Consider the following 23,131-nt stretch of genomic DNA (forward strand, 5'->3'; position numbering starts at 1 on the left):
GGCCGCCCAGCTCGGGTCTGCCCCGGCCGAGCCGCCCGCCAGGCCGGCGTGACGGCCAACCCCGGACCGGTCCGGGGGAGGTGGCCTTTACCGCGGTCAAAGCCAGCTGGATTCTCTACACCGTGGATGAGGGGCGCGAAGAGCGGGTGTATTTGAAGCCTGGCAAGCCCCATCGCATCGCCTATGCCCGGCGGCTGACCGTGCGGCTTGGCAGTCCGAGCGAAGTGGCCTATCGTGATGGATCGCGGGAAGAGACCATCGAGGTCGGGAAAAAAGAGAGTCGGGTGCTGGAATTTCCCTGACGCTCCCGCCGTACGGGTCTGGGCCACGATTGCCTGGGGTGGCAAAAATGTTTATAGGCCCCGGATGCGTGGTCGCGTCGCTCTGGGAGGAGACCGGATCGACCGCGTAAGTTTCCGGGGCGTCGCCGGACGGGCGCGGTGTGTCCTTTGCACGCGGCCTGCACAGCTTTACCATGGAGGACACATTGCCGCATCTGCCTAAATTTTTATGTGCCTTGGCACTTCTGGCCGCACTGGCCGCACCGGCCGCACCGGCCAAAGCCGCTGAACTGGTGGACCGGGTGGTGGCGGTGGTCAATGGCAAACTCATCACCCTGTTCGACGTCAATTCCCAGGTCGTGGAACTGGTCGCGCGCACGCAGGGCGTGACGCTCAAGCCCGGTGACCCGCGTGGGGATGAATTGCGCCGACAGGTGCTCGACAGTATGATTACCGATTTGCTGATTGAGCAGGAAGCGGCCAAACTCAAAGTGAATGTTTCCGAAACGGAAATCGACTCCCAGATTGACGACCTGAAGAAGAAGAACAGCCTTACGCAGCAGCAGCTCGTGGCGGAACTGGCCAAGGAAGGGATGACGCTTAAGCAGTTCCGTGAAAAGATGCACAATGACAGCATCAAAAAGCGTCTCTTGGGATTCATGGTCCATCGCAAGGTCTTGGTCACCGATGATGAAATCCGTGACTACTACGAGAAGAATAAGGGCAGCCTGTCTACGGCAAAATCGGTGCTTGGCCCGAAGACGAGCGGGGGCCTGGGTTTTATCATGGTGCCGTCCAAGAAACAGGCCGAAGAACTGCGTGACAAGATCAATTCCGGAGCCATGACCTTTGCCGATGCAGCCAAGAAATTTTCCATCGGTCCCGGCCGGGACCAGGGCGGCGACCTTGGGGACGTCCAGGCCAAGGATCTGGCCGCACCCCTGCGCGACGCCCTGACAGCCGCGCCGGCCGGACAGGTCAGCCAGCCGGTGATGCTGGACGGCAAGGCCGTGCTGCTCATGCAGCGCTCGGCCCAGGCCGCGCCGGCCAAGCCCGCTGCCCCTGTTGCCGCTTCTGCCGGTACCTCCTACGAGGCTGCCAAAGAGCAGATTCAGGAACTGTTGTACAAGCAGAAGTTTGACAAACTCTTTCAGGAATACGTGGACAATCTGCGGTCCAAGGCCGTGATCGAAGTCAAGCTGTAGGGCTTTCGATCCGGTCGTCCGGGAGTCCTCCCGCTCCCGGCGTGGCGGGCATAGAGGAGTTTTCTATATGGATTTGCGCGAGATAGGGACGATGCTGCGCGAGGAACGGGAGCGACAAGGCCTGTCCCTCGACACGGTGGCGGATAAGATCAAGATATCGCGATCCTGTCTTGCGGCCATCGAAGAGGGCAACGAGAGTGTTTTGCCCCATCCGGTGTACGCCAAGGGGTTCATAAAAAACTACGCCAAGATCCTTGGCGTGGACCAGGGCGAGTTTACCGCACAGCTGTCAAGCCTCTACCAATCGGAAGAATCCGGGCGTTTTCGCGACATGGCCCTGGGCGCTGACATCCCGGATGACGATTGCGGCTGCAATATACCGTCCGCTGCCCCGCGGCCGCCGGTCAAATTGCTGGCCCTGGGTGCGGTCGGGCTGCTGCTCGTGGTCGGCATTGTCTGGTTCGCGCTGGCCCATGTCTTTTCCTCACCCGAAGGTGGAACGCCAGACGCCGCCCCCCGTGGCGAGGCCGCCAAGCCGGCTCCGTCAGCTCCCTTTGAGCCGACCCCGTCTGCGCCGGCGGTCCCGGCTCCTGCCCCTGTGGTTGCCGCGCCTGCCCCGATTCTGCCCCCGGCTCCTCCGGCGTCTTCTGTTCCCCCGGTTCCGGTGGCGATAACGCCCACGGTGCCGGCCCCTCCCGGTGTCGGCCCAACGCCGGCCGAGCCGGCAAAGCCGGTCCAGGAGACAGCCCCGCGTGCCCTGACCCCGGAAGACAAGGCCACCCAGGATATCGCCGTCAGCGGCCCGACAGCTTCGGTTCCGGCCGTGCCGCCGGCTCCTGAGACAGCCGCCGCACCGGCCCCGGCGGCGACCGCCAAGACCTTCACCGTGGGTGAATCCGGCCCCCATCTCGTCACTATCGTGGCCAACGAACGCTGCTGGCTGCAGGCCGGGGCCGACGGCGGCTCCATGCACGAAACCATGCTGGAAAAAGGCGACACCTTTACCGGGCGCTTCACCGACTATCTCCTCGTGCGCCTGGGCAATGCCGGTGCCGTGGAAATTCATTTCGACAACAAGCTCTATCCGTTCCAGGCCGGGAAGGGATCGGTCAAGACCCTCAAATTTGTCGCCAAGAAGACCGATGCGGCTCCGATCACTCCGACAGCTGGAGCTCCGGCAGCTGCTCCGATGGCTGCGCCTGCGGCCGGCCCTGCGGCTGCCCCGGTGGCGTCTGCCGCTCCGGCTGCCGTTTCCCAGGCTCCGGCGGCCGAAGGGACTGCGGGCGGCAAGGAAGTGGAGATCTTCGGCCAGGACGGCAGCTGGGTCATCATCAGCGCCGACAAGGCCCCGGCCAAGGAAATCTATGTCAAAAAGGGGCAGCGCATCACCGTGCCCTTTAGCGAAAAGATGGAAGTCAAACTCGGCAATCCGAGTAGCGTCGTCTTTCGCTACGATGGCAAGGAGACGCCTGTTTCCACCGAGAAGGGCGGCAGCAAGATCATCCGTTTTCCGAATCCGTAGCGCTCCCAGCGGCGCGGCCAGTCGATGATGCTGTGCTGGGGAAGGCTCCTGCCCCGGCCGGGCGGTTGCTGCGTGGCCGGGGCGGGAGCTGCCGGTTGGCTTTGGAGACCGCAATTCCCGGTCGTACGGGACAGACGGCAGGTTCAGGAGGCGCAGGGCGGCATGGAGTTTTGCGAACAGGCGCTCGTGCTGACCGTGCGGCGGTTTCGGGAAATCGACGCCTGGGTGCGGCTGCTTTCGCCCGTGCGCGGCGTGTACACCGCGTTTGCCTTTGGGGGGATGAAAAGTCGCCGGCGGTTTCTGGGCTGCCTTGATCCGCTCAACCATGTCCGGTTCAAGGTGCGGCGCTCGGGCTACAAGGGCTACCACTGCCTCACCGAGGGCCGCCTGCTCGACGCTCCAAGCCAGTTGCGCGTCAGTCCGCAACGCCTGGGCATGGCCGTCAACTGCTTGAAATTTTTCGAAGCTGTGCCTATCGCTCCCCAGGGCGCGGCCGAAGCCTACGGCTTGGTGCGCGAAATGTTGGCGGCTTTGGACGGCAATGATGCGCCGTCGCCGCTTTTTCCGCTGCTGTTTCGGGCCAGGATGACCTTTCTCCACGGCCTCATGCCGGTGTGCGGCGTGTGCGCGGTGTGCGGCGGCCCGCTTGGCGGCGGGGCCGTGTGCCATGTGGAAGAAGGCAAAATTTTGTGCCCCGGCTGCCGGACCGCCACGGTGGGCGGGGTGCGCCTGCCCCTTGGCCGCGAGGCGCTTTCGCTTCTGGAAGCAGCCGTGGGACAGGACCCGGGATGCTGGGTCAGCTGTCGGCCCGAGCCGGCGGCGGCCAGGGAGTTTTCCCGGGCGGTGGATCTGCTTGTGCGCTATCATATGGGATTGGCCTGGGAGCAGGGCGGATTTGTGCGGGCCTGACGCCTTTGCCCGTACGCCCAAGGCCCTACACCCCTGACGCATCGCCGCGCCCGGCCCGGCTGGCGGCGAAACCTTGAAATCGGAGCGAGCATGTATTTTCAGGATGTCATCTTGACGCTGCAAAACTTCTGGGCCAAATCCGGCTGCCTCGTGGTCCAGCCCTATGACAGCGAAGTCGGTGCCGGCACCTTCAATCCGGCCACGTTTTTCCGGGTCATCGGCCCTGAACCCTGGAAGGCGGCCTATGTCCAGCCTTCCCGCCGTCCCACCGACGGCCGCTACGGCGAAAATCCCAATCGCCTGCAGCATTATTACCAGTTCCAGGTGATCTTGAAACCCTCGCCGGACAACATTCAGGATCTCTACCTGCAAAGCCTCGCAGCGATTGGACTTTCCGCTTCGGATCACGACGTGCGCTTCGTCGAGGACGACTGGGAATCCCCCACTCTTGGGGCTTGGGGCCTGGGCTGGGAAGTCTGGGTCGACGGCATGGAGGCCACCCAGTTCACCTACTTCCAGCAGGTGGGCGGTATCGATCTGTCGCCGGTATCCGTGGAGATCACCTATGGCCTGGAACGCATTACCATGTATCTGCAGCAGAAGGATTCCGTCTACGATCTGGACTGGAACCAGGACGTGACCTACGGTCAGGTGTTCCAGCGCGGCGAATACGAACATTCGCGCTACAATTTCGAGGAATCCGACGCGGCCATGCTGCTGGCCCATTTCAGTGCCTGCGAAAAGGAATGCAAACGGCTGTGCGAACTCAGTCTGCCCTGGCCGGCGTATGACTACTGCTTGAAATGCTCCCACGCCTTCAACATGCTTGAAGCCCGGGGGGCCATCTCCATCACCGAGCGCACGGGCTATATCGGCCGGGTGCGCAATCTGGCCTCTTCCCTGGCCCGGCTCTACGCCGCCCAGCGCACGGAACTCGGCTATCCTCTTCTGAATAAAAGCTAAAGGACGCACGCCATGTCCCATTTTTTGTTTGAGATCGGATTTGAGGAAATGCCGGCCCGGTTCCTGTCGGGCCTAACCGACGAGGTTCGAAGCCTGTTTGCCGAGGCCCTGGCCCAGGCCAAGGTCGATTGCGGTCCGGTGGCCGCCTTTGCCACGCCGCGCCGGCTGGTGGTGAGCGTGGCCGATATCGCCGTGCGCGCCCGCCAGGAAGAGGAAGTGGTCACCGGTCCGCCCGAGCGGGTGGGTTACGACGCCTCGGGCAACCCGACCCCGGCTGCGGCCGGCTTTGCCAAGGGCCAGGGCTGCGACGTGGCCGACGTCTACGTCATGGAGACGGGCAAGGGACGGTATCTGGCCCTGCGCAAAAATACCGGCGGCGAGGCCACCCTGGATTTGCTCCCCGGCCTCTGCCTGGAAGCCGTCAGGAAGCTCTCCTTCCCCAAGCGGATGCGCTGGGGCAGCCGGGAGTTCGCTTTCGGCCGGCCGGTGCACTGGTTTCTGGCCCTGCTTGACGACGTCGTCGTGCCCTTTGAACTCGACGGCATCGTTTCCGGCCGCCAGACCCGGGGCCAGCGCATCATGGGTCCCGGCCCCTTTGACGTGCCGACGGCGGCTGACTATTTCACCATCATCCGCGAGGCGGGCCAGGTCGTCCTCGACGCCCGGGAGCGTGAGAGCATCGTGCGTACCCAGGCTGAGGCCCTGGCCAAGGAAGCCGGTGGCACGGCGGTCATCAACCCGTCGCTTTTAGTCGAGGTCACGGGCCTGACCGAGCATCCGGTGGTGCTCATGGGCCAGATCGACCGCAAATACCTGGATGTTCCCCGCGAAGTGCTCATCACCAGCATGGAGAGCCACCAGAAAAGTTTTGCCGTGGAAGACGGCAAGGGCGGGCTTTTGCCGGTGTTTCTGACCACGCTTGGCCTGGTGCCCGGCAATGTCGAACTGGTGCGCCGGGGCTGGCAGCGGGTGCTGACCGCCCGGCTGGAAGACGCCCGGTTTTTCTGGGAAGCCGATCTGGCCACCGACCTTGAGACCTGGCACAAAAAGCTCGAGAGCGTGGTCTTTCTGGCCGGCCTTGGCTCCATGCGCGACAAGTCGCGCCGCCTGGAACGGCTGTGCGGGCTCATTGCCGAACAGGCCGGCAAGCCCGAGATCATGCTCGAAGCCTCCCAGGCCGGCGGTCTGGCCAAGCTCGACCTCGTGTCCGACATGGTGGGTGAATTTGCCGAACTCCAAGGCATCATGGGCGGCATCTACGTGCGCCGCAAAGGCCAGTCCAAGACCGTGTCCCGGGCCGTGGCCGAGCAGTATCTGCCGGCCGGACCGGACAGCCCGGTGCCGCCGTCCCTGGCCGGTGCCATCCTGTCCGTGGCCGACAAGGCCGACACTCTGGCCGGCTGCTTTGGCCTGGATATGGCTCCGACCGGCGCGGCCGACCCCTACGCCCTGCGTCGGGCGGCCCTTGGCATCTGCCGCATCATCATCGAACACGGCCTGCATCTGGATCTCATGGAACTCCTGCAAGGGGCCATCGACGGTTACGGCGAGGTGAAGTTCAAGGTGGACCGCACCCATGTGCTGGCCAAGCTGCTCGACTTTTTCGGCCAGCGTCTCAAGGCCTATTTCGCCGGCCAGGGCTACGACACCCTGGTGGTGGAGGCGGCCCTTGGCGCGTCCTATACCGATATTGCCGCGCTGTCCGCCCGCTTGGCCGCTTTGGCTGCTTTTGCCGCCAAGCCGGATTTCGGGCAGGCCGTGCTGACATTTAAGCGCGCTGCCAACATCATCCGCAAGCAGGGTGTCGGGGCCGGGGTGCCGCTGACCGGGACGATCAAGGCCGAGCTGCTGGAAGAGCAGGCGGAAAAGGATCTTGCCGCAGTTTGCACCGATGTGTTCCCGCGCTTTGACGCGCTCTTTGCGGGCGGGGATTACGGGGCGGTGCTCGAACTGCTCTATGAGTTGCGCCCGTCTGTGGACGCCTTTTTCGATACGACCATGGTAATGTGCGACGACATGGATATGCGGCTTAATCGCCTCAATCTGCTCAAGTCGCTGGTTGACCGTCTGGGCCGGGTGGCGGATTTCGCTGCCTTGCAGGTCTAGAAGCCGCTTAAACTGCTTGACAGGGTTGGGCCTTTGATTTAGCTAACCCTGCTTCAGCGAACATTTCACGGAGGAACGATCCTTGGCCAATCATAAATCTGCCATCAAGCGGCACCGTCAAAGCCTTTTGGCCCGGGCTCGCAACCGGGCGGTCAAGACCCGCGTGCGTAACGTCATCAAGGCCGTGCGTGCCGCCCTGGTTGGCGGGGATGTCGCCACTGCCGAAGCGGCCCTGCTCACCGCCACCAAGGTGCTGGACAAGGCTGCCACCAAAAAGATCATCCACTGGAAGGCTGCAGCGCGCAACATCTCGCGCCTGACCACGGCCGTCAACAAGACCAAGACGGCCTAGTTTTCCGGTATTCTTGGTTTTTCCAAAGCCCGCTACGGATTGCCGCAGCGGGCTTTTGGTGTTTTCTGGCGGGTATGCGGCCTTGGTGCGTGGGGTCGGGCGACCGGCCAGGGGACGGCCGTTGCCTGGGGTTGGGCCTCGTGTGCAGCTGTGGGTGCGGGGCTGGCGATAGGCCTCCCGGTTGCCGGCACTGCGCCCGGGGCCGGCTGACAAGAAGACCAGCCTTGAGCTATGGTGGGCGCTGCCCGGTCCTGGAGACCGGTCTGGAGGGGAACTGATGCTGCTCTCTCTGATTGATTGCCGGCGGACCCTTGCCGTGGCCCTGGTGCTCGGGGGCGTGGCTGTTGGGGGCCTCGGAACTGTAACGGCCCGGGCGGCCGGGTTTCACCGGGCGGCAACCGAGCCTGAAAAGGCCCTGGACCGGGTGCTACGCTTGTCGGAAAAAGACCCTGGTCTGGTCGAGTTCCTCCTGGCCACGCCGCAGTACAAGGCCAAGGCCGGCAAGGACTACGGCCGCTATGTGACGCCCCGGTTGCGCACGGACCTGGCCGCCCTGGAGCGGGCGGCCGTTGCCGAGAACTGCCAGGGCAAGTACCTGGACGGCGAACTGTGCGGCCTGGACCACAATCCCCTGACCTGCGCCCAGGACATGGCTGACGGGGCGTATTTGTACCAGACGGAGTCCGCTGGCGACGGCCGGGCGGATATCGCCTACAAATGGCCGGGCCAAAAGGCGGTCGTGGCCCGTTTTGCCCTGGTGCAGGAAGGCGGCGTGTGGAAGATTGATGCGGTGACCTGCCTGCCCTAGCCCGGCGCAGACAGGGTGGAGACGGGCAACGCATCTCCCTTCGTTTGGCCGGGAAGCGGGCAGCGCCGGCCTTGTCTGGCGCGACTTTGTGGCGACCATTGCCTGAAACCGTGTGATAGTGAAAACAGCTTGCTGCCACCAATGAAGACCATCATTGCCTCGGATATTTACGGTCTGACCCCGGCGGTTGCTGCCTTGGCCGGGCAGCTTGACCGGCAGGCCGTTGTGCTTTCCCCGTGGGACGTCGAGGGCTGCCCCTTTGCTACGGAGCAGGAGGCGCACAGAGCCTTTGTGGCCGGCGAAGGCGTGGCTGGGTATGCGGCCAGTATCACGGCTGCGGCGGGCGAGGAGCCGGCCTTTCTCATGGGCTTTAGCGCCGGAGCCACGGCGCTCTGGCTGCACGCGGCCGGGGCTGGCTGCCATCCGGACAGCCGGGCCGTGCTCTTTTACGGCTCACGGATTCGCAACCATCTTGGGCTGCGGCCGCGCTGCCGGGTGCAGGCGATCTTTGCCGAGCATGAGGCGGCTTGCGACCCGAAGGACATTGTTGCGCGGATGGCATCGGAGAATGTCACCGTGCATATCGAACCGGGCGCGGCCCATGGGTTCATGAACCCGCTGTCGCCGGGGTATTGCGATGAATCCTCGCGAAAATATGGGGAAATGGTGCGGCAGCAGCATGTTGCCTGGATGCGCCGCCATGGGGCGGGCTAAGCGCCGTGGCGTTTTTCCGCAAGGCTGCGGCTCTCGGATACGGTTTGTTCTGGGCGCTCCGGCAGGAAGTCCCGAATGCCCCGATCAGCCAAGGCGCAACCGCGCCTTCCCGTCCTCTTCCGCGACAACCCGCCCGATGACCGCCGCCAGATCGCCGGCATCTTCCAGCATCCGTTGGGCCTGCGCCACTTTGCCTTCCGGCACGGCCAGCACCAGTCCGCCGGAAGTCTGGGCATCGAAGACCAGATCGCAGCGGATGGGGTCCAACCCGGCCGCCATGGCAACCGTGCCGGCGCAGTAGCGCTTGTTGGCGAAGCTGCCGGCCGGCAACATCCCATAGCCGGCCAGCTCCACCGCTTGCGGCAGGAACGGAACGTCGGCCAGCCGCAACTCCACCGCCACCTTGGACGCGGCCGCCATCTCCAGCACATGCCCGCCCAGGCCAAAGCCGGTCACGTCCGTGGCCGCCTTGAGACCCAGTTCCCGGATCACCCGGCCGCCGGCGGCATTCAAGCGCCCGGCCCAGGCAAAGAGCAGTTCTTCAAGGGCAACCTTGTCGCCAAAATCGCCCTTGATGGCCGTGGCGATGACGCCGGTGCCAATGGGTTTGGTCAAAAGGAGCACGTCCCCTGGCCGCAGCCCCGTATTGGAGGCAAAATGGTCGGCATCGACCAGCCCGGACACGGCCAGCCCGTATTTGATTTCCTTGTCCTCGACGCTGTGGCCGCCGGCCGGAACGGCCCCGGCTTCCAGCACCGCATCCAACCCGCCGCGCAGGATTTCCCCCAAAATGGCGGTATCCATGGTCTTGGCCGGGAAGCAGACGATGTTCATGGCCGCCAGCGGCACGCCGCCCATGGCGTAGACGTCGGACAGGGCATTGACTGCGGCGATGCGCCCGAACTTGTAGGGATCGTTGACGATGGGTGTGAAGAAGTCCACCGTCTGCACCAGCCCCTGTCCACCTGGAAGACGCACGATGGCGGCGTCCTCGTTGACTCCCTGGCTGGTGAGCAGACGCGGATCGGAAATTGGGGGCAGTCCCCGCAAGACGGCCTCCAGGTCCCCTGGGGCGATCTTGGCCGCTCAGCCGGCGGCGGTGACGGTCTTGACCAGTTCTATAGTCATCGTATCTCCTCTTTCTCCCGGGCTATTGCCTGCAAGAGATCGGTCGCCAGGGTTTGGCCGTCAAGGCCAAATCGGGCGGCCAGCCCGCTGACGGTCTCGAAAAGTCCCTGGCAGAGCAGACAGCAGCCGGCCGCTGCGTCGTAGCGGCGAAAAACCGCCGCAGTGGCCGGATGCGCGGCCACAAGATCCAAAACAGTGGCCGTGTCGGGGTCAAAGCTCACGCGGTGGTTTCCTCGCCGCTTTGCACCGCCCACATGCCGGCATAGACCCCGCCGGCAGCCAGCAGCGATTCATGGTTGCCGCGTTCGACCACCGAGCCTTCCACCACCACCAGGATCTGGGCGCATTGGCGCACCGTGGACAGGCGGTGGGCCACGGCCAGGGTGAGCCGGCCCTGGCGGAATTCATGCAGGTTGTGCTGGATCACGGCCTCGGTGCGGGTATCCACGGCCGAGGTGGCTTCGTCAAGGAGGAGCAGGGCCGGGTCGCGCAGGATGGCCCGGGCCAGGGAGACCCGTTGGCGTTCGCCGCCGGAGAGCTTCATGCCGCGTTCGCCAATGAGCGTATCATAGCCCGACGGCAGGCGCATGATGAAGTCGTCGGCCCCGGCCATGGCCGCCGCCCGGCGCACGGCGGACAGATCGGCGGCCGGATCGCCAAGCAGAATGTTCTCCGCCACCGTGCCGTGAAACAGGAAGGCGTCCTGGGAGACATAGCCCAGACGCTGGCGGTAGCTGGCCAGGGTGATTGACCCCAGCGGCGCGCCGTTGACCAGGATTTCGCCGCCGGTCGGCTCGAAATAGCGCAACAGCAGCTTGACCAGGGTGGACTTGCCGGCTCCGGTCGGGCCGACCACGCCGACCACCTCGCCCTGGCGCACGGTGAAGCTCACCCCGTGGATGACCGATTCGCGTCCGGGATAGGCAAAGCGGACGTCGCGAAAGACGATCTCCCGGATCCGCTCGGAAAGGGCCACAGCCTCGGGCCGGTCGGCAATGCGGGGCTCGGTGGCCAGCAGTTCGGCAATACGCGCAGCCGCAGCCTCGGACCGCTGTATCTGGTTGATCAGCATCCCGAAGACGAAAAGCGGCAGCACAAGGCGCGCGGCAAAGAGCGTGAAGGTGGTGTAGTCGCCGACCGTCGGTCCGGTCCCGGACGCCACCAGCCAGCCGCCGCCGGCAAAGACGGCGGCAAAGGACAACCCGGCCACGGCGTACATGGCCGGCAAAAACCGGGCACGTTCGGCCTCGGCGGCCACGGCCTCGTCGCGGTAGGCGGCCGAACGCTCGCCAACCGCGGCCAAAAGGCGTGCTTCGGCTGTGTAGGCCTGGATGACGCCCATGCCGGCAATGTTGTTTTCAAGCAGGCTGGAAATGGCCCCGACGGCCTTTCGCGCTGCCCGGTAGCGCGGCTGGACCCGGGTGACGAAGCGGCGGATGGCGAAGACGGCCAGGGGCAGCGGGAAAAAAAGGAGCAGGGCCAGTCGCCATTCCAGGAAAAAGAGATAGCCGTAGATGCCAAGGAAGGTGACCACGACCCGGATGATCGAGGTGGTGGCGTCGGTCAGAAAGCTCTCCAGGGTGTCCACGTCGCCAACCACCACCGACATGATGTCGCCGGTCTGGCGATCCTCGAAATAGGCCGGGTCAAGCGACTGCAGCCGGCTGTACAGGGCCAGTCGGATGTCGTGGCGGGTGCGTTGGGCCATGGCCGACAGGACGTAATCCGAGCCGCTCTGGAAAATGGCCAGGAACACGAACGAGGCCAGCACGGCCAGTCCGAAGAGCAGATAGGTGTGGGGCGCGGTGACGCCGTGGACCGCGGCGTCGATGACCTTGCCGGCCAGGGCCAGCGGCAGCAGGTCAAAGGCCCGGGCCAGGACGTTTAGGCCCAGGCCCAGGGCAAAGGCCCGGCGGTAGGGGTGCAGGAAACGGAACAGCGTCCAGACATGGCGGCCGAAAAACGGACCGTTGGGGTCTTTGGCCGCAGCAGAGGGAATGGGTGTTGTTTTCATACGAGCAGGAGCAGGGCGGCATAGCCTGCCGCGCCGATGGTGAAGGCCGGTGCGTTGCCTGAGCCGTCCAGGGGCAGTTCGTCCTTCATGGTGTTCATGACCACGCCGCCGGCCAGGAAGGCGAACAGGATGGCCAGCACGGCGTCGTGGACCCGGAAGGCGATGCCAAAGCCCCAGCCGGCCAGGACGGCCCCGGCCAGGACGAGGCGGCCCAGATGGCGGTAGCTGTCGGTAAAATGGCGGCGAAGGCCGTAGTCGTTGCCGGCCATATGGAGGGCCATGGCCAGGAAATAGGTGGCAAGGCTGGCTGGTCCGGGCGTAACCCGGTTGACCAGCAGGTAGCCGATGAGGAAATTATACAGGCCAAACGAGGTCAGATGCAGCCAGAAGACGCCTTGTCCGGGGCCGACCGGCGGCGTGTTGCGGCCGCCCCGGACGCCCAGGGCCGCCCGCTCCAGGGCGTAAAAGACGAGCAGCCCGGCCAGGGCGATGAGAAATACATGGCGGTCCAGGACGGCCACCCAGGCCCAGCCGGCCCGCAGCAGGGTGTCCTGGCCGTCGCACAGGCTGGGGAAGATGTGGACAAAGACGTAGGCCGTGGCCGCGCCGCCGGCCAGGGACAGCCAGGGGCTGCGCGGTGCATCGAGAACGGGACAAAGCAGGCGCACGTAAAGGTGGAGCAGGGCCAGACAGGCGGCCAGCAGGGCGCTTAAGGCGATCATGGGGCGTCTTCCCGGGCCAGGGCGGCCGCCCGGCGCAGCAGGGCGTCTTCATCGAGCCAGTCGGCCTTGTCGGCGTTTTTGACGATGCGGCCGGCCCGGATGAGTTCTTCCGGGGAAAGCTCGAGGCCCAGAGCACAAAAGCGCAAGGCCAGGGCCGCCTTGCCGGAGTGGGCCGAAAGCGGCAGGCGGATGCCGTCGGCTCCGACCAGTGCCGGGCGAAAGGGCAGGTAGGTGTCGGGGTGCTTGAGCAGCCCGTCCTGGTGCACCCCGGCCGCGGTGGCGAAAATATTGGCCCCGGTGACCGCCTTGTTGGCGGGCAGGGCGATGCCCGAGCGCTCGGCCACCAGTCGGCAAAGCGCCGTGAGCTGGCGGGTGTCCATGTGGATGGTCCGGCGGTACTGCGCCTGATGCAGGGTCAGGGCCATGACCGTCTCTTCCAGGGCGGCGTTGCCGGCCCGTTCGCCGATGCCGCCGACGGTCAGGTGGACAATATCGGCCCCGGCTGCAACCGCCGCCAGGGTGTTGGCCGTGGCCAGCCCCAGGTCGTTGTGGAAATGCACCCGCACCTTGACCCCGCGCGGATGGGCCAGCTTTGCCAACATGGCTACCCGGCGGTGCACAACTTGCGGCGTGAGCACGCCCACGGTGTCGGGAAAGCCGATGCCCGTGGCCCCGGCCTCCATGGCCGTGACGTAGGCCTGGCGCAAAAACGCCGGCTCGGTGCGGCTGCCGTCTTCGCAACTAAACGTCACCTTGGCGAAACGTTGCCGGGCATAGGCCACGGCCGAGGCAACCATGTCCAGGCATTGGGCCTTGGTCTTGCCGAGCTTGTGGCGGCGGTGCAGCGGGCTTGTGCCCAAAAAGACGCCGACACCCCGGCGTTCGGGGGGAGCCTGGGCCAGGGCGCTCCAGGCGGCGTCGATGTCGGCGGCCACGGCCCGGCACAGGACCATGATGAGGGGACCGGAGGTTTCGGCCACGATGCGGCGTACGGCCTCGATCTCATTGTCCGACACGGCCGGGAATCCGGCCTCGATGACGTCCACCCCGGCCTGGGCCAGGGCTTTGGCGATAACCACCTTGTCGGCAACGGAAAAATGGACGCCGGGCATTTGCGCGCCGTCGCGAAGGGTGGTGTCGGAAATGATCAGCGGCAAAAGCGGTGCGGGAACAGACAAACGCTTGGGCATGTCCGTTCATGCGCCGTTTTTCCCGCAAAGGCAACGCCCCGGCCGCCTAACGGTTTGACGTAGCAGGGACCAGAGGATAGGTTTTGGCGCAGCCGGCGCAGGCCGGCGGCGTGTTCAATACGACTATCAGGGAGCGGAGCATGACGACCATCGGCGTACTCCTGTCCGGTTGCGGCGTTCTGGACGGTTCGGAGATCCACGAAGCCACGCTGACCCTCTATTTTTTGAACAAGGCCGGGGCCAAGGTGGTCTGCCTGGCTCCGGAGATGAGCGCCCCGGCCATGGACCACGGGACCAAGACGGCCATGGGCCAGACGCGAAATGTCCGGGTGGAAGCCGCCCGCATCGCCCGGGGGGCGGTGGCCGACGTGGCCCAGGCCGCAGTGGCCGAATTCGACGGCCTGATTTTGCCGGGGGGCCTTGGCGCGGCCACCAACCTGTGTGATTTTGCGATAAACGGCGCCAAGGGCACGGTTGAGCCGTCGGTTGCGGCCTTTTTGCAGGCCATGCACGCCGCTAAAAAGCCCATCGGAGCCATCTGCATCGCTCCGGCCGTGCTGGCCCTGGCCCTTGGCAAATACCATCCGAAGCTGACCATCGGCAATGATCCCGGCACGGCCCAGGGGTTGACCCAGGCCGGAGCCAACCATGTGGACTGCCCGGTGGACGGCATCGTGGTGGATGCGGCCAACCGGCTGGTGACCACCCCGGCCTACATGCTCGGCCCTGGCATTGCCGATATCGCCCTTGGCATTGAGAAGCTGGTTTCGGCGGTGCTCGATATGGCCAGGGCTTCCTGACGACGACTTTCGCAACGGCCAGGGAGGGCGGATGCGGCGGCTTTTCATCAATGCCGATGATTTTGGACTGACCGAGGGTGTGACGGCCGGCATCGCCGAGGCCATGGCGGCCGGAGTGGTGGGCGGGACAACGGCCATGGTCTGCGTGCCCGGGGCTGTGGAGCGCATCGTGCGCCATGGCCGGAGATTTACCGGCCGGGTGGGGCTCCATTTGCAACTGACCGGCGGCACGCCCTGCCTGCCCGGGGCCGACGTGCCCAGTCTGGTCGGCAGCGACGGCAGGTTTCCCCGCAAAAAGGTCGCCGTGGCCGATGTGGACCCGGATCAAGTGGCCCGCGAATGGCGGGCGCAACTGGCCCGTTTTCGGGAGACCGGGCTTGTGCCCAGCCATCTCGATACCCACCACCACATCCACAAGCGGCCCGATGTGTTCGGGGTGTTTCTGGAACTGGCCCGGGAACTGGGCCTTCCGGCCCGGGCGCTGTCCGACGACATGCGCCTGGCCATGGACGAGGCCGGGGTTGCCCATGCCGATGTGTGCGTGACGCGGTTTTTCGGGGAAGATCTCACGGTGGCGCGGTTTTTGTCCCTGGTCGATACGGCCTTTGCCGCCCTTGGCGGGCAGGGCACGGTGGAAATCATGTGCCATCCCGGACGCAACGACGACGCCCTGGCCGCGATCAGCACCTATGCCGCCGGCCGGGAAGACGAACTGCGGGTGTTTTGCCTGCCGCAGCTGCCGCAGCTTCTGGCCGGGCGCGGGGTGACGGTTCTCGATGCGGCAGCCCTTGGACAGGCAGCGGCCTGAAAGCCATTTCGGATCGGACGGCTTGATGCGAGAGCCGTCAAAGGATGGGCGCATGCCTGGGAGACTCTTACTGTCCATGCGCAAATTCGTGGCCCCGGAATTTGTCTTCGGCCGGGGCGCATTGCGTCTGGCCGGCCGGCAGGCGGCAGGTCTCGGGGTGCGACGGGCCTTGCTGGTGGCCGATCCCGGCCTGTCTCTGTTTGGCTGGCCGCAGATGGTGGAGCAGAGCCTGGCCGAGGCCGGAGTGGCCACCGAGCGGTTCGAGGCCCTGTCCTCCAATCCGCGCGATTATGAAGTGATGGACGGGGCGGCGGCCTTTGCCGACTGCGTCTGCGACGCCATTGTGGCCGTGGGCGGCGGTTCGGCCATGGACTGCGCCAAGGCCATCGGCATTGTTTCGGCCAACAAGCGCCACATTCTTTCCTTCGAGGGTGTAGACAACATCGAACGTCCGGGCCCGCCGCTTTTGTGCGTGCCGACCACGGCCGGCACCGGGGCCGAAGTCTCCCAGTTCGCCATCATCACCGACACCACCCGGCAGCGCAAAGTCGTCATTGCCAGCAAGACGCTCATCCCGGACGCGGCCCTTATTGATCCGGACGTCACCGTGACCATGCCGCCGGATCTCACCGCCCATACCGGCCTCGACGCCCTGACCCATGCCGTGGAAGCCTACGTCTCCAACGCCCAGGGCCCGGTCACCGATCTTTTCGCCCTGGAAGCGGTGCGGCTCATTGCCGCCAATCTGCCCCGGGCAATAGCCGAGCCCGCCGACATCGAGGCCCGGGGAGCCATGCTGCTGGCCAGCCTGTACGCGGGCATGGCTTTTTCCAACGCCATCCTCGGCGCGGTCCATGCCATGGCCCACAGCCTCGGCGGCTTGCTCGATCTGCCCCATGGCCTGTGCAACGCCATTTTGCTCGACCACGTGGTGGCCTATAATTATGACGCCGCCCCAAGCCGCTTCGATACCCTGGGCCGCTGCCTTGGCGCGACACTTGACGCCGACGCCCCGGCCGATGTCCGTAAAACGGCTGTGATCGAGACCTTGCAGGCCTTTAAGCGTTCCGTTGGCGTCAACCAGGGGCTCCTGGAACTCGGCCTCACCCGGGAGGTGTTTGGCGATCTGGCCAGACGCGCCCTGGATGATCCCTGCCTGTTGACCAACCCGAAAAAGCCCTCCCAGGCCGACCTCGAAGCCATCTATGAAAGCGCCAGCCAGCCCCTTGCCTGAGTCCGACGACCGGCGCACCAGGCTGCTCGGGTTTGGCGAACACTCGGTCAGCAAGAGCTATTATCCGGAACTGCGCCGTCGTCTGGAGGAGTTGGAGCGGTTTCGGTCCCTGCTGGACCAGACCGGCGACGCCATCTTTCTCGTGGATGTGGACACCGGGCGCATCACCGACGCGGCCGGGGCGGCCGGGGCCATGCTGCGCCTGGACAGCCCGGAACTGATCGGCCGGGTTTTTGAAGACCTCTTGCCTGTGGACGCGGTGTGCCGGCTGCGCGGTCTTTTTTCCGGCGATTTTGCGGCCGGGCGCATCGAAACCGCGCTGGTGCGGCCGGGCGATGTCCCGGGCGGCAACCTGCCGGTGGAGATGACCTTTCGGCTGGCCCAGGGCGGGGGCGGTTCCATGGCCGTCATCGTGGCCCGCGACGTCACCGAGCGCAAGAAAAGCGAAGAAGCCCTGCGCCGGGCCGAGGAACGCTACCGGGGCATCGTGGAAAACGCCGCCGAAGGCATTTTCCAGAGCACGCTGGCCGGCCGGCTCATGAATGCCAATCCGGCCCTGGCCGCCATTCTCGGCTACGACTCGCCCGATGATCTCATGCACCACGTCAAAAGCGTGGTGGACGATGCCGTGGCCGGTCCCGAGGATCGCCACCGCATCCGTTTGGAACTGGAGCGCTACGATCACGTCAAAAACCTGGACGTCCAGCTCCTGACCAAATCCGGCAGCCGCATCTGGGGGCTCATCAACGCCCGGCGCATCCGCGACGACGAAGGGGTGGCCGAGCGCTTTGACGGGTCTGTCCAGGACGTGTCCGTCCGCAAGCAGGCGGAGCAGACGCTCCTGCGCTATCACGACGAACTGGAACAGCGCGTGGCCGAGCGCACGGCGGAACTCACCCGCATAAACGAACGCCTCGTCCATGAGGTGACCATCCGCAAGCGGGCCGAGGAAGCGGCCGAGGCGGCCAACCGGGCCAAATCCGATTTCCTGTCCATGGTTTCCCACGAGATCCGCACGCCGCTGACCTCGGTGCTGGGCTTTGCCGTGCTCATTCAAAAGCGCCTGGGGGAACTGCTGGCCCCCCTGGCCGAGGGACAGCCGCGCCAGCGTCGCCAGGCCGAACAGGTCCAGGAAAATCTCGGCATCATCGTGGCCGAGGGCGAGCGCCTCAAGCACCTGATCAACGACGTCCTCGATCTGGCCAAGCTCGAAGCCGGCAAGGTGCCCTTCACCAAGGAACCTGTGGACGTATCCGAGGTCATCCGCCACGTGATGAGCGCCTCTGTGGGGCTTTTGCAGGACAAGAAGGTCAATTTGACCACCCGTATCGAGGGCCGGCTGCCGGAAATCGTGGGCGACCGGGACCGGCTTATCCAGGTATTGGTCAATCTGGTTTCCAATGCCCTGAAATTCACCGAGCAGGGGTCGGTCACCTGCCGGGCCAGGACGCAGGGGCGTTCCATCGTCATCGAGATCATCGACACCGGCATCGGCATCCCCGAAGCCGAGCAGCACAAGGTTTTTGAGAAGTTCAACCAGATCGGGGTGACCCTGACCAACAAGCCCAAGGGGACCGGACTTGGGCTGGCTATCTGCAAACATATTGTAGAGTCACACGGCGGTCGCATTTTTTTTGTATCAAAGCCCGGAACCGGCAGCACCTTTACCTTCACCCTGCCGATTGCCTAAGTTCGGCCATTGCGGTATGTCCCCGTCCCCCGGCGACGTTCCCGACGTTCGCCCCCAACGCCCTTCAAGGATTCCTGCATGAAAAACGCGACCAGAAACGAAGCCCTGCGCAATATTGCCATTATCGCCCACGTCGACCACGGCAAAACCACCCTGGTTGATCATATGTTCCGCCAAAGCGGTCTGTTCCGCCAGAACCAGGAAATGACCGACCGCATCATGGACAGCATGGATCTCGAACGCGAACGCGGCATCACCATTGCCGCCAAAAACTGCGCCGTGATCTGGAACGGGGTGAAAATCAACATCATCGACACCCCGGGCCACGCCGATTTCGGCGGCGAAGTGGAGCGGGCCCTCTCCATGGTCGATGGCGCGGTGTTGCTGGTCGACGCTTCCGAAGGGCCGCTGCCCCAGACCCGCTTTGTGCTCAAAAAGACCCTGGACCGGGGTCTGCCCGTCATTGTGGCCGTCAACAAGATCGACCGCAAGGATGCCCGGGTCGAGGAAGTCTTAAACGAAATTTACGACCTCTTTATTGACCTCGACGCCTCCGAGGAACAGTTGGAATTTCCGGTGCTCTACGCCATCGGCCGCGAAGGCATGGCCAAACGCAGCTTAGACGACGAAAGCGGCGACCTCTCGCCCCTGTTCGAGACGATCCTGTCCGAGATCAAGGGACCGCTCCACGACGCTGACGAGCCGTTTCGCATGCTGGTGTCGGATCTGGGCTATTCCGATTTTCTGGGCCGTCTGGCCGTTGGCCGCGTCGTCTCCGGCACGGCGCACATCAACCAGACCATGGTGTGCATTGACGCCGAAGGGACGACCAAACCGCTGCGCATCTCGAAATTGCAGGTCTACCAGGGCCCCAAGCTGACCGAGACCGAAGCGGCCGATCCGGGCGACATCCTCGTCCTTTCCGGCGTTGAGGACGTGACCATCGGCGACACCATCACCGTGGCCGAATCGCCCAAGGCCCTGCCGCGCATCAATGTGGACGAACCGACCGTGTCCATGCGCTTTGCCATCAACACGTCGCCTTTCGTTGGTCGCGAAGGCAAGTTCGTGCAGTCGGCCAAGCTGCGCGAGCGCCTGTACAAAGAGACGCTGCGCAACGTGGCCATCAAGATCGAAGAGACCGATGACAAGGACGCCTTTACGGTCAAGGGCCGGGGCGAGTTCCAGATGGCCATTATCGTCGAGACCATGCGCCGCGAGGGTTTCGAGATTTCAGTCGGTCGTCCCGAGGTCATTTACAAGACCGAAGGCGGCGTGCGCAAGGAACCCATCGAGCATCTGTTTATCGACACCGACGAAGCCTTTGTCGGCGTCATTACGGAGAAGCTGTCCGTGCGCAAGGGCCGCATGCTCAATCTGGTCAACCACGGCTCGGGCCGGGTGCGCCTGGAGTTCTCCATTCCCGCCCGGGGGCTCATCGGCTACCGCGATGAGTTTCTCACCGACACCAAGGGCACCGGCATCATGAACTCCTCATTCTCCGGCTACGACGAGTACCGGGGCGATTTCCCCAGCCGGTTCACCGGTTCCATCGTCAGCGACCGCCAAGGCGTGGGCGTTCCCTATGCGCTGTTTAACCTTGAACCGCGCGGCCGGCTGTTCATCACCCAGGGCGAGCCGGTCTACGAGGGCATGATCGTTGGCGAGCACAATCGCGACAATGACATCAACGTCAACCCCTGCAAGGAAAAAAAGCTCACCAACATGCGGGCTTCCGGCAAGGATGAACATGTCATTCTCACCCCGGTCCTGCCCATGACCCTGGAGCGGGCGCTGCACTTCGTGCGCGAGGACGAGATGGTGGAAGTCACACCCTTGTCCATCCGTCTGCGCAAAAACGTGCTGCCGGCCAAGGATCGCCACGTCCTGGACGGAGCCAAGAAAAAAACCAGCTAGAACAGTCTGTCCGGGGGGCTGCCCTGCCGGTATTTCGAATCTGCGGCGGCCCGGGTCCGGATGGTTTTTCCATCCGGACCCGGGCCGCCGTTCGTGTTCCATGCGTGCGGGTGTGGGGCATGCCGGCCCTGACGCCTGTCCGAAGCGGGCATTGCCACCCATGCGCCCTTCAGGCATGACGGAAACATGAACGCAAATCAGACCATGCCCGGTTCCCTGGCCGTTGCCGTCCGCTATCTTGGCGTCGTGGTCCTCCTGACCGCCTACGGCGGCCAGGTCTGACCCTTCATCGAAGCCGTGCCCCCCGTGTCTCTGGGGGCCATGCTGGCCGTTTCCTTTGCCGTGCCCCTGGCGTTTAGGGGGTATTTCACCCGCCGTTTCATCCTGGCTGCCGCTGACAACGACCAGCCGTCGCGGCAGTTCATGCTGGAGATGGGGGCCTGTCTGTTGGCCGGGTTGCTGGCCGGCCTTGGCATGGAGGCCCGCATCGGTTTCCTTTGGGTTTCCGGCTGGAAACTCGTTCTCGGGTCGCTTGCGGCCGGGTTTTATCTCGGCCTTGAGGGCGCGCTGCTGCGGCTTCGCACGCTGGTGCTGCGGGCCAGGGATGCCGTGGAGCCGCCGGCGGACCGGCCGCGCCGGTTGCGCAGCCTGACCCGGCGGTTTCTGCTCATGGCCGCTGCGGCCGCGAGCCTGCTCATGGGCCTTTTCGGGCTGATCTGGGCCGGGGACGTGGCCTGGCTGTCGGGCCTTGAGCGCGACCCTGCCGTGCTGGCCCGGGCCAGGGAGTCGGTCATTCTCGAAATAGCCTTTGTCATGGCCGTGCTGCTGGCCTTTGTTTCCCGGTTGATTCTGCTGTATGCCGGTAATTTGAAACTGCTGTTTGGCACCATCACCCAGGGTCTGGCCCGGGTGCGCCTGGGGGATCTTGGCGTGCGGCTGCCTGTGGCCACATCCGACGAGTTCGGACTGATTGCGGCCGAGGCCAATGCCATGATCCTCGGGTTGTCGCACCGGCTGGCCCTGCTCGACGCCCTCAAGGTGGCCGAGGATGTGCAGCGAAATCTCCTCCCCGCTGCTCCGCCCGCGATCCCGGGCCTCGATATCGCGGCGTCGAGCGATTACTGCGACGAGACCGGCGGTGATTATTACGATTTCATTGAGCTGGGGCGCGGCAGGACCGTCGTGGTGGTGGCCGACGTGGCCGGCCATGGCGTGGGTCCGGCCCTGCTGATGGCCTCGGCCCGGGCCACCGTGCGCATGGCTGCGGCCATGTATGATGATCCGGGGGCTGTGGTCAGCGCCGTCAATTCCCGGGTGGCCGAGGATGTCTACGGCACCGGCCGATTCCTGACGCTGTTTTATCTGGAAATCGACACCGTGGCCAAACGGTTGCGCTGGGTCCGGGCCGGCCACGATCCGGCCATGGTGGTATACGCCGCAGAGGATTCAGTGTCGGAATTGGGCGGCCGCGGCCTCCCGCTTGGCGTGGTGGAAGGCTACCGGTATGTGGCCGAAACGGGTCCCTGGCCGGTCAGCGGTCTCGTTTTCATCGGCACCGACGGCATCTGGGAGACAGCTGGCAGGGACAACCGGATGTTCGGCAAACGCCGGCTGCTTGATCTCCTGCGAAACAATACCGAGAAACCGGTGGCCCGGATTCTTGAACTTGTGGCCCGCGACCTGGAGACCTTTGGCGAAGGGCGCGCCCGGGAAGACGATATCACCATGGTGGCCATTCGGTTCCCGTAAGCGGCCCGGCCGCGGCCTTGCCCGGCAGACCGCCATGGGCTACGAGAGGCCACCAGCCATCCCGTCATAAAGGAACAGCATGGAACTTTTCACCGTCACCGACGGCTGCACCGGCTGCGGTCTGTGCGCCGCGGCCTGTCCGGCCAGCCTGGTGCGCCAGCGGACTCCGGGCCAGCCGCCCCAGGCCCTGGCCGGGCGCGAAGCCCACTGCATCCGCTGCGGCCACTGCGTCATCGCCTGCCCGACCAAGTCCTTTGTCCATGCCTTGCTGCCTCCGGACTCCTTCGAGCCGATCCGGCGCAAGGAGTTTCCAAGCCCGGGTTCGCTTCGCCATCTGCTCATGGCGAGGCGTTCGTGCCGGACCTACAACCCGGCCCCTGTCCCCCGGGACGATATCCTGGCCCTGATCGAAGCGGTGCGCCACGCCCCGACCGGCCACAACATGCGTCAGGTCGGCTATGTGGTGGTGGACGGCCCCGAGCGCATGGACGCGGCCCGGCAGCTCGTTCTCGACTGGATCGGCCTGGAAGTGGCGGCGGATTCGCCCCGGGCGGCCAGGCTGCATCTGGCCGGTGCTGCCCGGGCAGCGGCGCGGGGCAAGGATGTCATTTTCCGGCACGCGCCCCATGTCATCGTGGCCCATGCGCCCATTGACGGCATAAGCCCCGAGATTGATGCCACCATTGCCGCCTCGTGGCTGGAGATTGCAGCCATGGCTTCCGGTTATGCAGCCTGCTGGTGCGGCTATCTCATGTTCGCCCTGGCCGCCCATCCACCGGTGAACGCAGCCCTCGGCATCCCGTCCGGGCACCAGGGCTACGCCGCGCTCCTCTTCGGCCGTCCGGCCACGCGGGTGGCGCAGATCCCGCCCCGCGACATGCCGCCTGTTCATTTTTATGAGCCAGGAGCGTGTGGGAATGAGGGGGAATGAAGGGGAATGAAGGGGAAGGAGGGGGAATGCCTCCGGCGGCCGGGGGCCTGAGGCCCCCGGCCCCCCCAAAGGGGTAAAGGGGACGGCG

20 protein-coding genes and 1 pseudogene are annotated in these 23,131 nt (G+C 65.0%); 16 read left to right on the forward strand and 5 right to left on the reverse strand.

The genetic code is table 11. The features are described from left to right. The 9 genes and pseudogenes from DVDV_RS10430 to DVDV_RS10470 form a co-directional block, all read left to right on the forward strand. Positions 1 to 302: pseudogene (locus DVDV_RS10430) on the forward strand (peptidyl-prolyl cis-trans isomerase); the annotation flags it as partial. Positions 303 to 442: 140 nt separating this feature from the next. Beyond that, positions 443 to 1,486 carry a SurA N-terminal domain-containing protein gene (locus tag DVDV_RS10435; RefSeq protein WP_254845344.1) on the forward strand — a complete coding sequence of 348 codons (1,044 nt, stop codon included), beginning with the start codon at positions 443 to 445 and terminating at the stop codon, positions 1,484 to 1,486. A gap of 67 nt (positions 1,487 to 1,553) precedes the next feature. Continuing rightward, entirely contained in the window at positions 1,554 to 3,008 is a 1,455-nt protein-coding gene (locus DVDV_RS10440; RefSeq protein ID WP_075354611.1) for a RodZ domain-containing protein, read from the forward strand. 162 nt (positions 3,009 to 3,170) lie between these two features. Then, positions 3,171 to 3,917, forward strand: coding sequence for a DNA repair protein RecO (locus DVDV_RS10445; RefSeq protein ID WP_075354612.1), 747 nt, complete (start codon positions 3,171 to 3,173; stop codon positions 3,915 to 3,917). A gap of 90 nt (positions 3,918 to 4,007) precedes the next feature. Further along, the gene (locus DVDV_RS10450) at positions 4,008 to 4,880 is read left to right on the forward strand and encodes a glycine--tRNA ligase subunit alpha (protein WP_075354613.1); all 873 of its coding nucleotides are present in this window, start codon (positions 4,008 to 4,010) and stop codon (positions 4,878 to 4,880) included. 12 nt (positions 4,881 to 4,892) lie between these two features. Then, the gene (gene glyS, locus DVDV_RS10455; RefSeq protein ID WP_075354614.1) at positions 4,893 to 6,986 is read left to right on the forward strand and encodes a glycine--tRNA ligase subunit beta; all 2,094 of its coding nucleotides are present in this window, start codon (positions 4,893 to 4,895) and stop codon (positions 6,984 to 6,986) included. An 82-nt stretch (positions 6,987 to 7,068) separates the two neighbouring features. Next, positions 7,069 to 7,338, forward strand: coding sequence for a 30S ribosomal protein S20 (rpsT, locus tag DVDV_RS10460; RefSeq protein WP_075354615.1), 270 nt, complete (start codon positions 7,069 to 7,071; stop codon positions 7,336 to 7,338). Between the two features lie 277 nt (positions 7,339 to 7,615). Beyond that, positions 7,616 to 8,146 (forward strand): DUF3828 domain-containing protein, encoded by a 531-nt coding sequence (locus DVDV_RS10465; RefSeq protein WP_075354616.1) that lies wholly within the window; start codon positions 7,616 to 7,618, stop codon positions 8,144 to 8,146. Between the two features lie 141 nt (positions 8,147 to 8,287). Continuing rightward, positions 8,288 to 8,860, forward strand: a complete 573-nt coding sequence (locus DVDV_RS10470) for a dienelactone hydrolase family protein (RefSeq protein ID WP_075354617.1) — start codon at positions 8,288 to 8,290, stop codon at positions 8,858 to 8,860. Positions 8,861 to 8,944: 84 nt separating this feature from the next. Here DVDV_RS10470 and selD read toward each other — a convergent pair whose 3' ends face one another. Genes selD through DVDV_RS10495 form a run of 5 tightly spaced genes read right to left on the reverse strand, consistent with a single transcriptional unit; the run spans position 8,945 to position 13,914 of the window. Then, positions 8,945 to 9,988 (reverse strand): selenide, water dikinase SelD, encoded by a 1,044-nt coding sequence (gene selD, locus DVDV_RS10475; RefSeq protein WP_083634745.1) that lies wholly within the window; start codon positions 9,986 to 9,988, stop codon positions 8,945 to 8,947. After that, positions 9,985 to 10,209, reverse strand: a complete 225-nt coding sequence (locus DVDV_RS10480; RefSeq protein WP_075354619.1) for a hypothetical protein — start codon at positions 10,207 to 10,209, stop codon at positions 9,985 to 9,987. Before DVDV_RS10480 ends, selD begins: the two co-directional genes overlap by 4 nt. Beyond that, positions 10,206 to 12,002 carry an ABC transporter ATP-binding protein gene (locus DVDV_RS10485; protein ID WP_075354620.1) on the reverse strand — a complete coding sequence of 599 codons (1,797 nt, stop codon included), beginning with the start codon at positions 12,000 to 12,002 and terminating at the stop codon, positions 10,206 to 10,208. Before DVDV_RS10485 ends, DVDV_RS10480 begins: the two co-directional genes overlap by 4 nt. Beyond that, positions 11,999 to 12,724, reverse strand: a complete 726-nt coding sequence (locus DVDV_RS10490; RefSeq protein ID WP_075354621.1) for a hypothetical protein — start codon at positions 12,722 to 12,724, stop codon at positions 11,999 to 12,001. The genes DVDV_RS10485 and DVDV_RS10490 overlap by 4 nt, the downstream gene beginning before the upstream one ends. Then, positions 12,721 to 13,914 carry a LeuA family protein gene (locus tag DVDV_RS10495; RefSeq protein ID WP_075354622.1) on the reverse strand — a complete coding sequence of 398 codons (1,194 nt, stop codon included), beginning with the start codon at positions 13,912 to 13,914 and terminating at the stop codon, positions 12,721 to 12,723. The genes DVDV_RS10490 and DVDV_RS10495 overlap by 4 nt, the downstream gene beginning before the upstream one ends. A gap of 140 nt (positions 13,915 to 14,054) precedes the next feature. Here DVDV_RS10495 and elbB point away from each other — a divergent pair, with 140 nt between their 5' ends. The 7 genes from elbB (at position 14,055) to DVDV_RS10530 (ending at position 23,043) form a co-directional block, all read left to right on the forward strand. Further along, a complete protein-coding gene (elbB, locus tag DVDV_RS10500; protein WP_075354623.1) occupies positions 14,055 to 14,714 on the forward strand; it encodes an isoprenoid biosynthesis glyoxalase ElbB in 660 nt (219 codons plus the stop codon). Between the two features lie 31 nt (positions 14,715 to 14,745). Further along, on the forward strand, positions 14,746 to 15,522 hold the full coding sequence (locus tag DVDV_RS10505) for a carbohydrate deacetylase (protein WP_075354624.1): 777 nt from the start codon (positions 14,746 to 14,748) through the stop codon (positions 15,520 to 15,522). A gap of 52 nt (positions 15,523 to 15,574) precedes the next feature. Then, positions 15,575 to 16,756 carry an alcohol dehydrogenase-like regulatory protein ErcA gene (ercA, locus tag DVDV_RS10510; protein ID WP_075354625.1) on the forward strand — a complete coding sequence of 394 codons (1,182 nt, stop codon included), beginning with the start codon at positions 15,575 to 15,577 and terminating at the stop codon, positions 16,754 to 16,756. Continuing rightward, entirely contained in the window at positions 16,728 to 18,446 is a 1,719-nt protein-coding gene (locus tag DVDV_RS10515; protein WP_075354626.1) for a PAS domain-containing hybrid sensor histidine kinase/response regulator, read from the forward strand. The genes ercA and DVDV_RS10515 overlap by 29 nt, the downstream gene beginning before the upstream one ends. 78 nt (positions 18,447 to 18,524) lie before the next feature. Next, the gene (typA, locus tag DVDV_RS10520; protein WP_075354627.1) at positions 18,525 to 20,363 is read left to right on the forward strand and encodes a translational GTPase TypA; all 1,839 of its coding nucleotides are present in this window, start codon (positions 18,525 to 18,527) and stop codon (positions 20,361 to 20,363) included. 288 nt (positions 20,364 to 20,651) lie between these two features. Further along, on the forward strand, positions 20,652 to 22,112 hold the full coding sequence (locus tag DVDV_RS10525; RefSeq protein ID WP_368482916.1) for a PP2C family protein-serine/threonine phosphatase: 1,461 nt from the start codon (positions 20,652 to 20,654) through the stop codon (positions 22,110 to 22,112). Between the two features lie 79 nt (positions 22,113 to 22,191). Beyond that, the gene (locus DVDV_RS10530; protein WP_075354629.1) at positions 22,192 to 23,043 is read left to right on the forward strand and encodes a nitroreductase family protein; all 852 of its coding nucleotides are present in this window, start codon (positions 22,192 to 22,194) and stop codon (positions 23,041 to 23,043) included. Positions 23,044 to 23,131 lie beyond the last annotated feature (88 nt).

It is taken from the genome of Desulfovibrio sp. DV, from assembly GCF_001936595.1.
Classification (GTDB): domain Bacteria; phylum Desulfobacterota; class Desulfovibrionia; order Desulfovibrionales; family Desulfovibrionaceae; genus Solidesulfovibrio.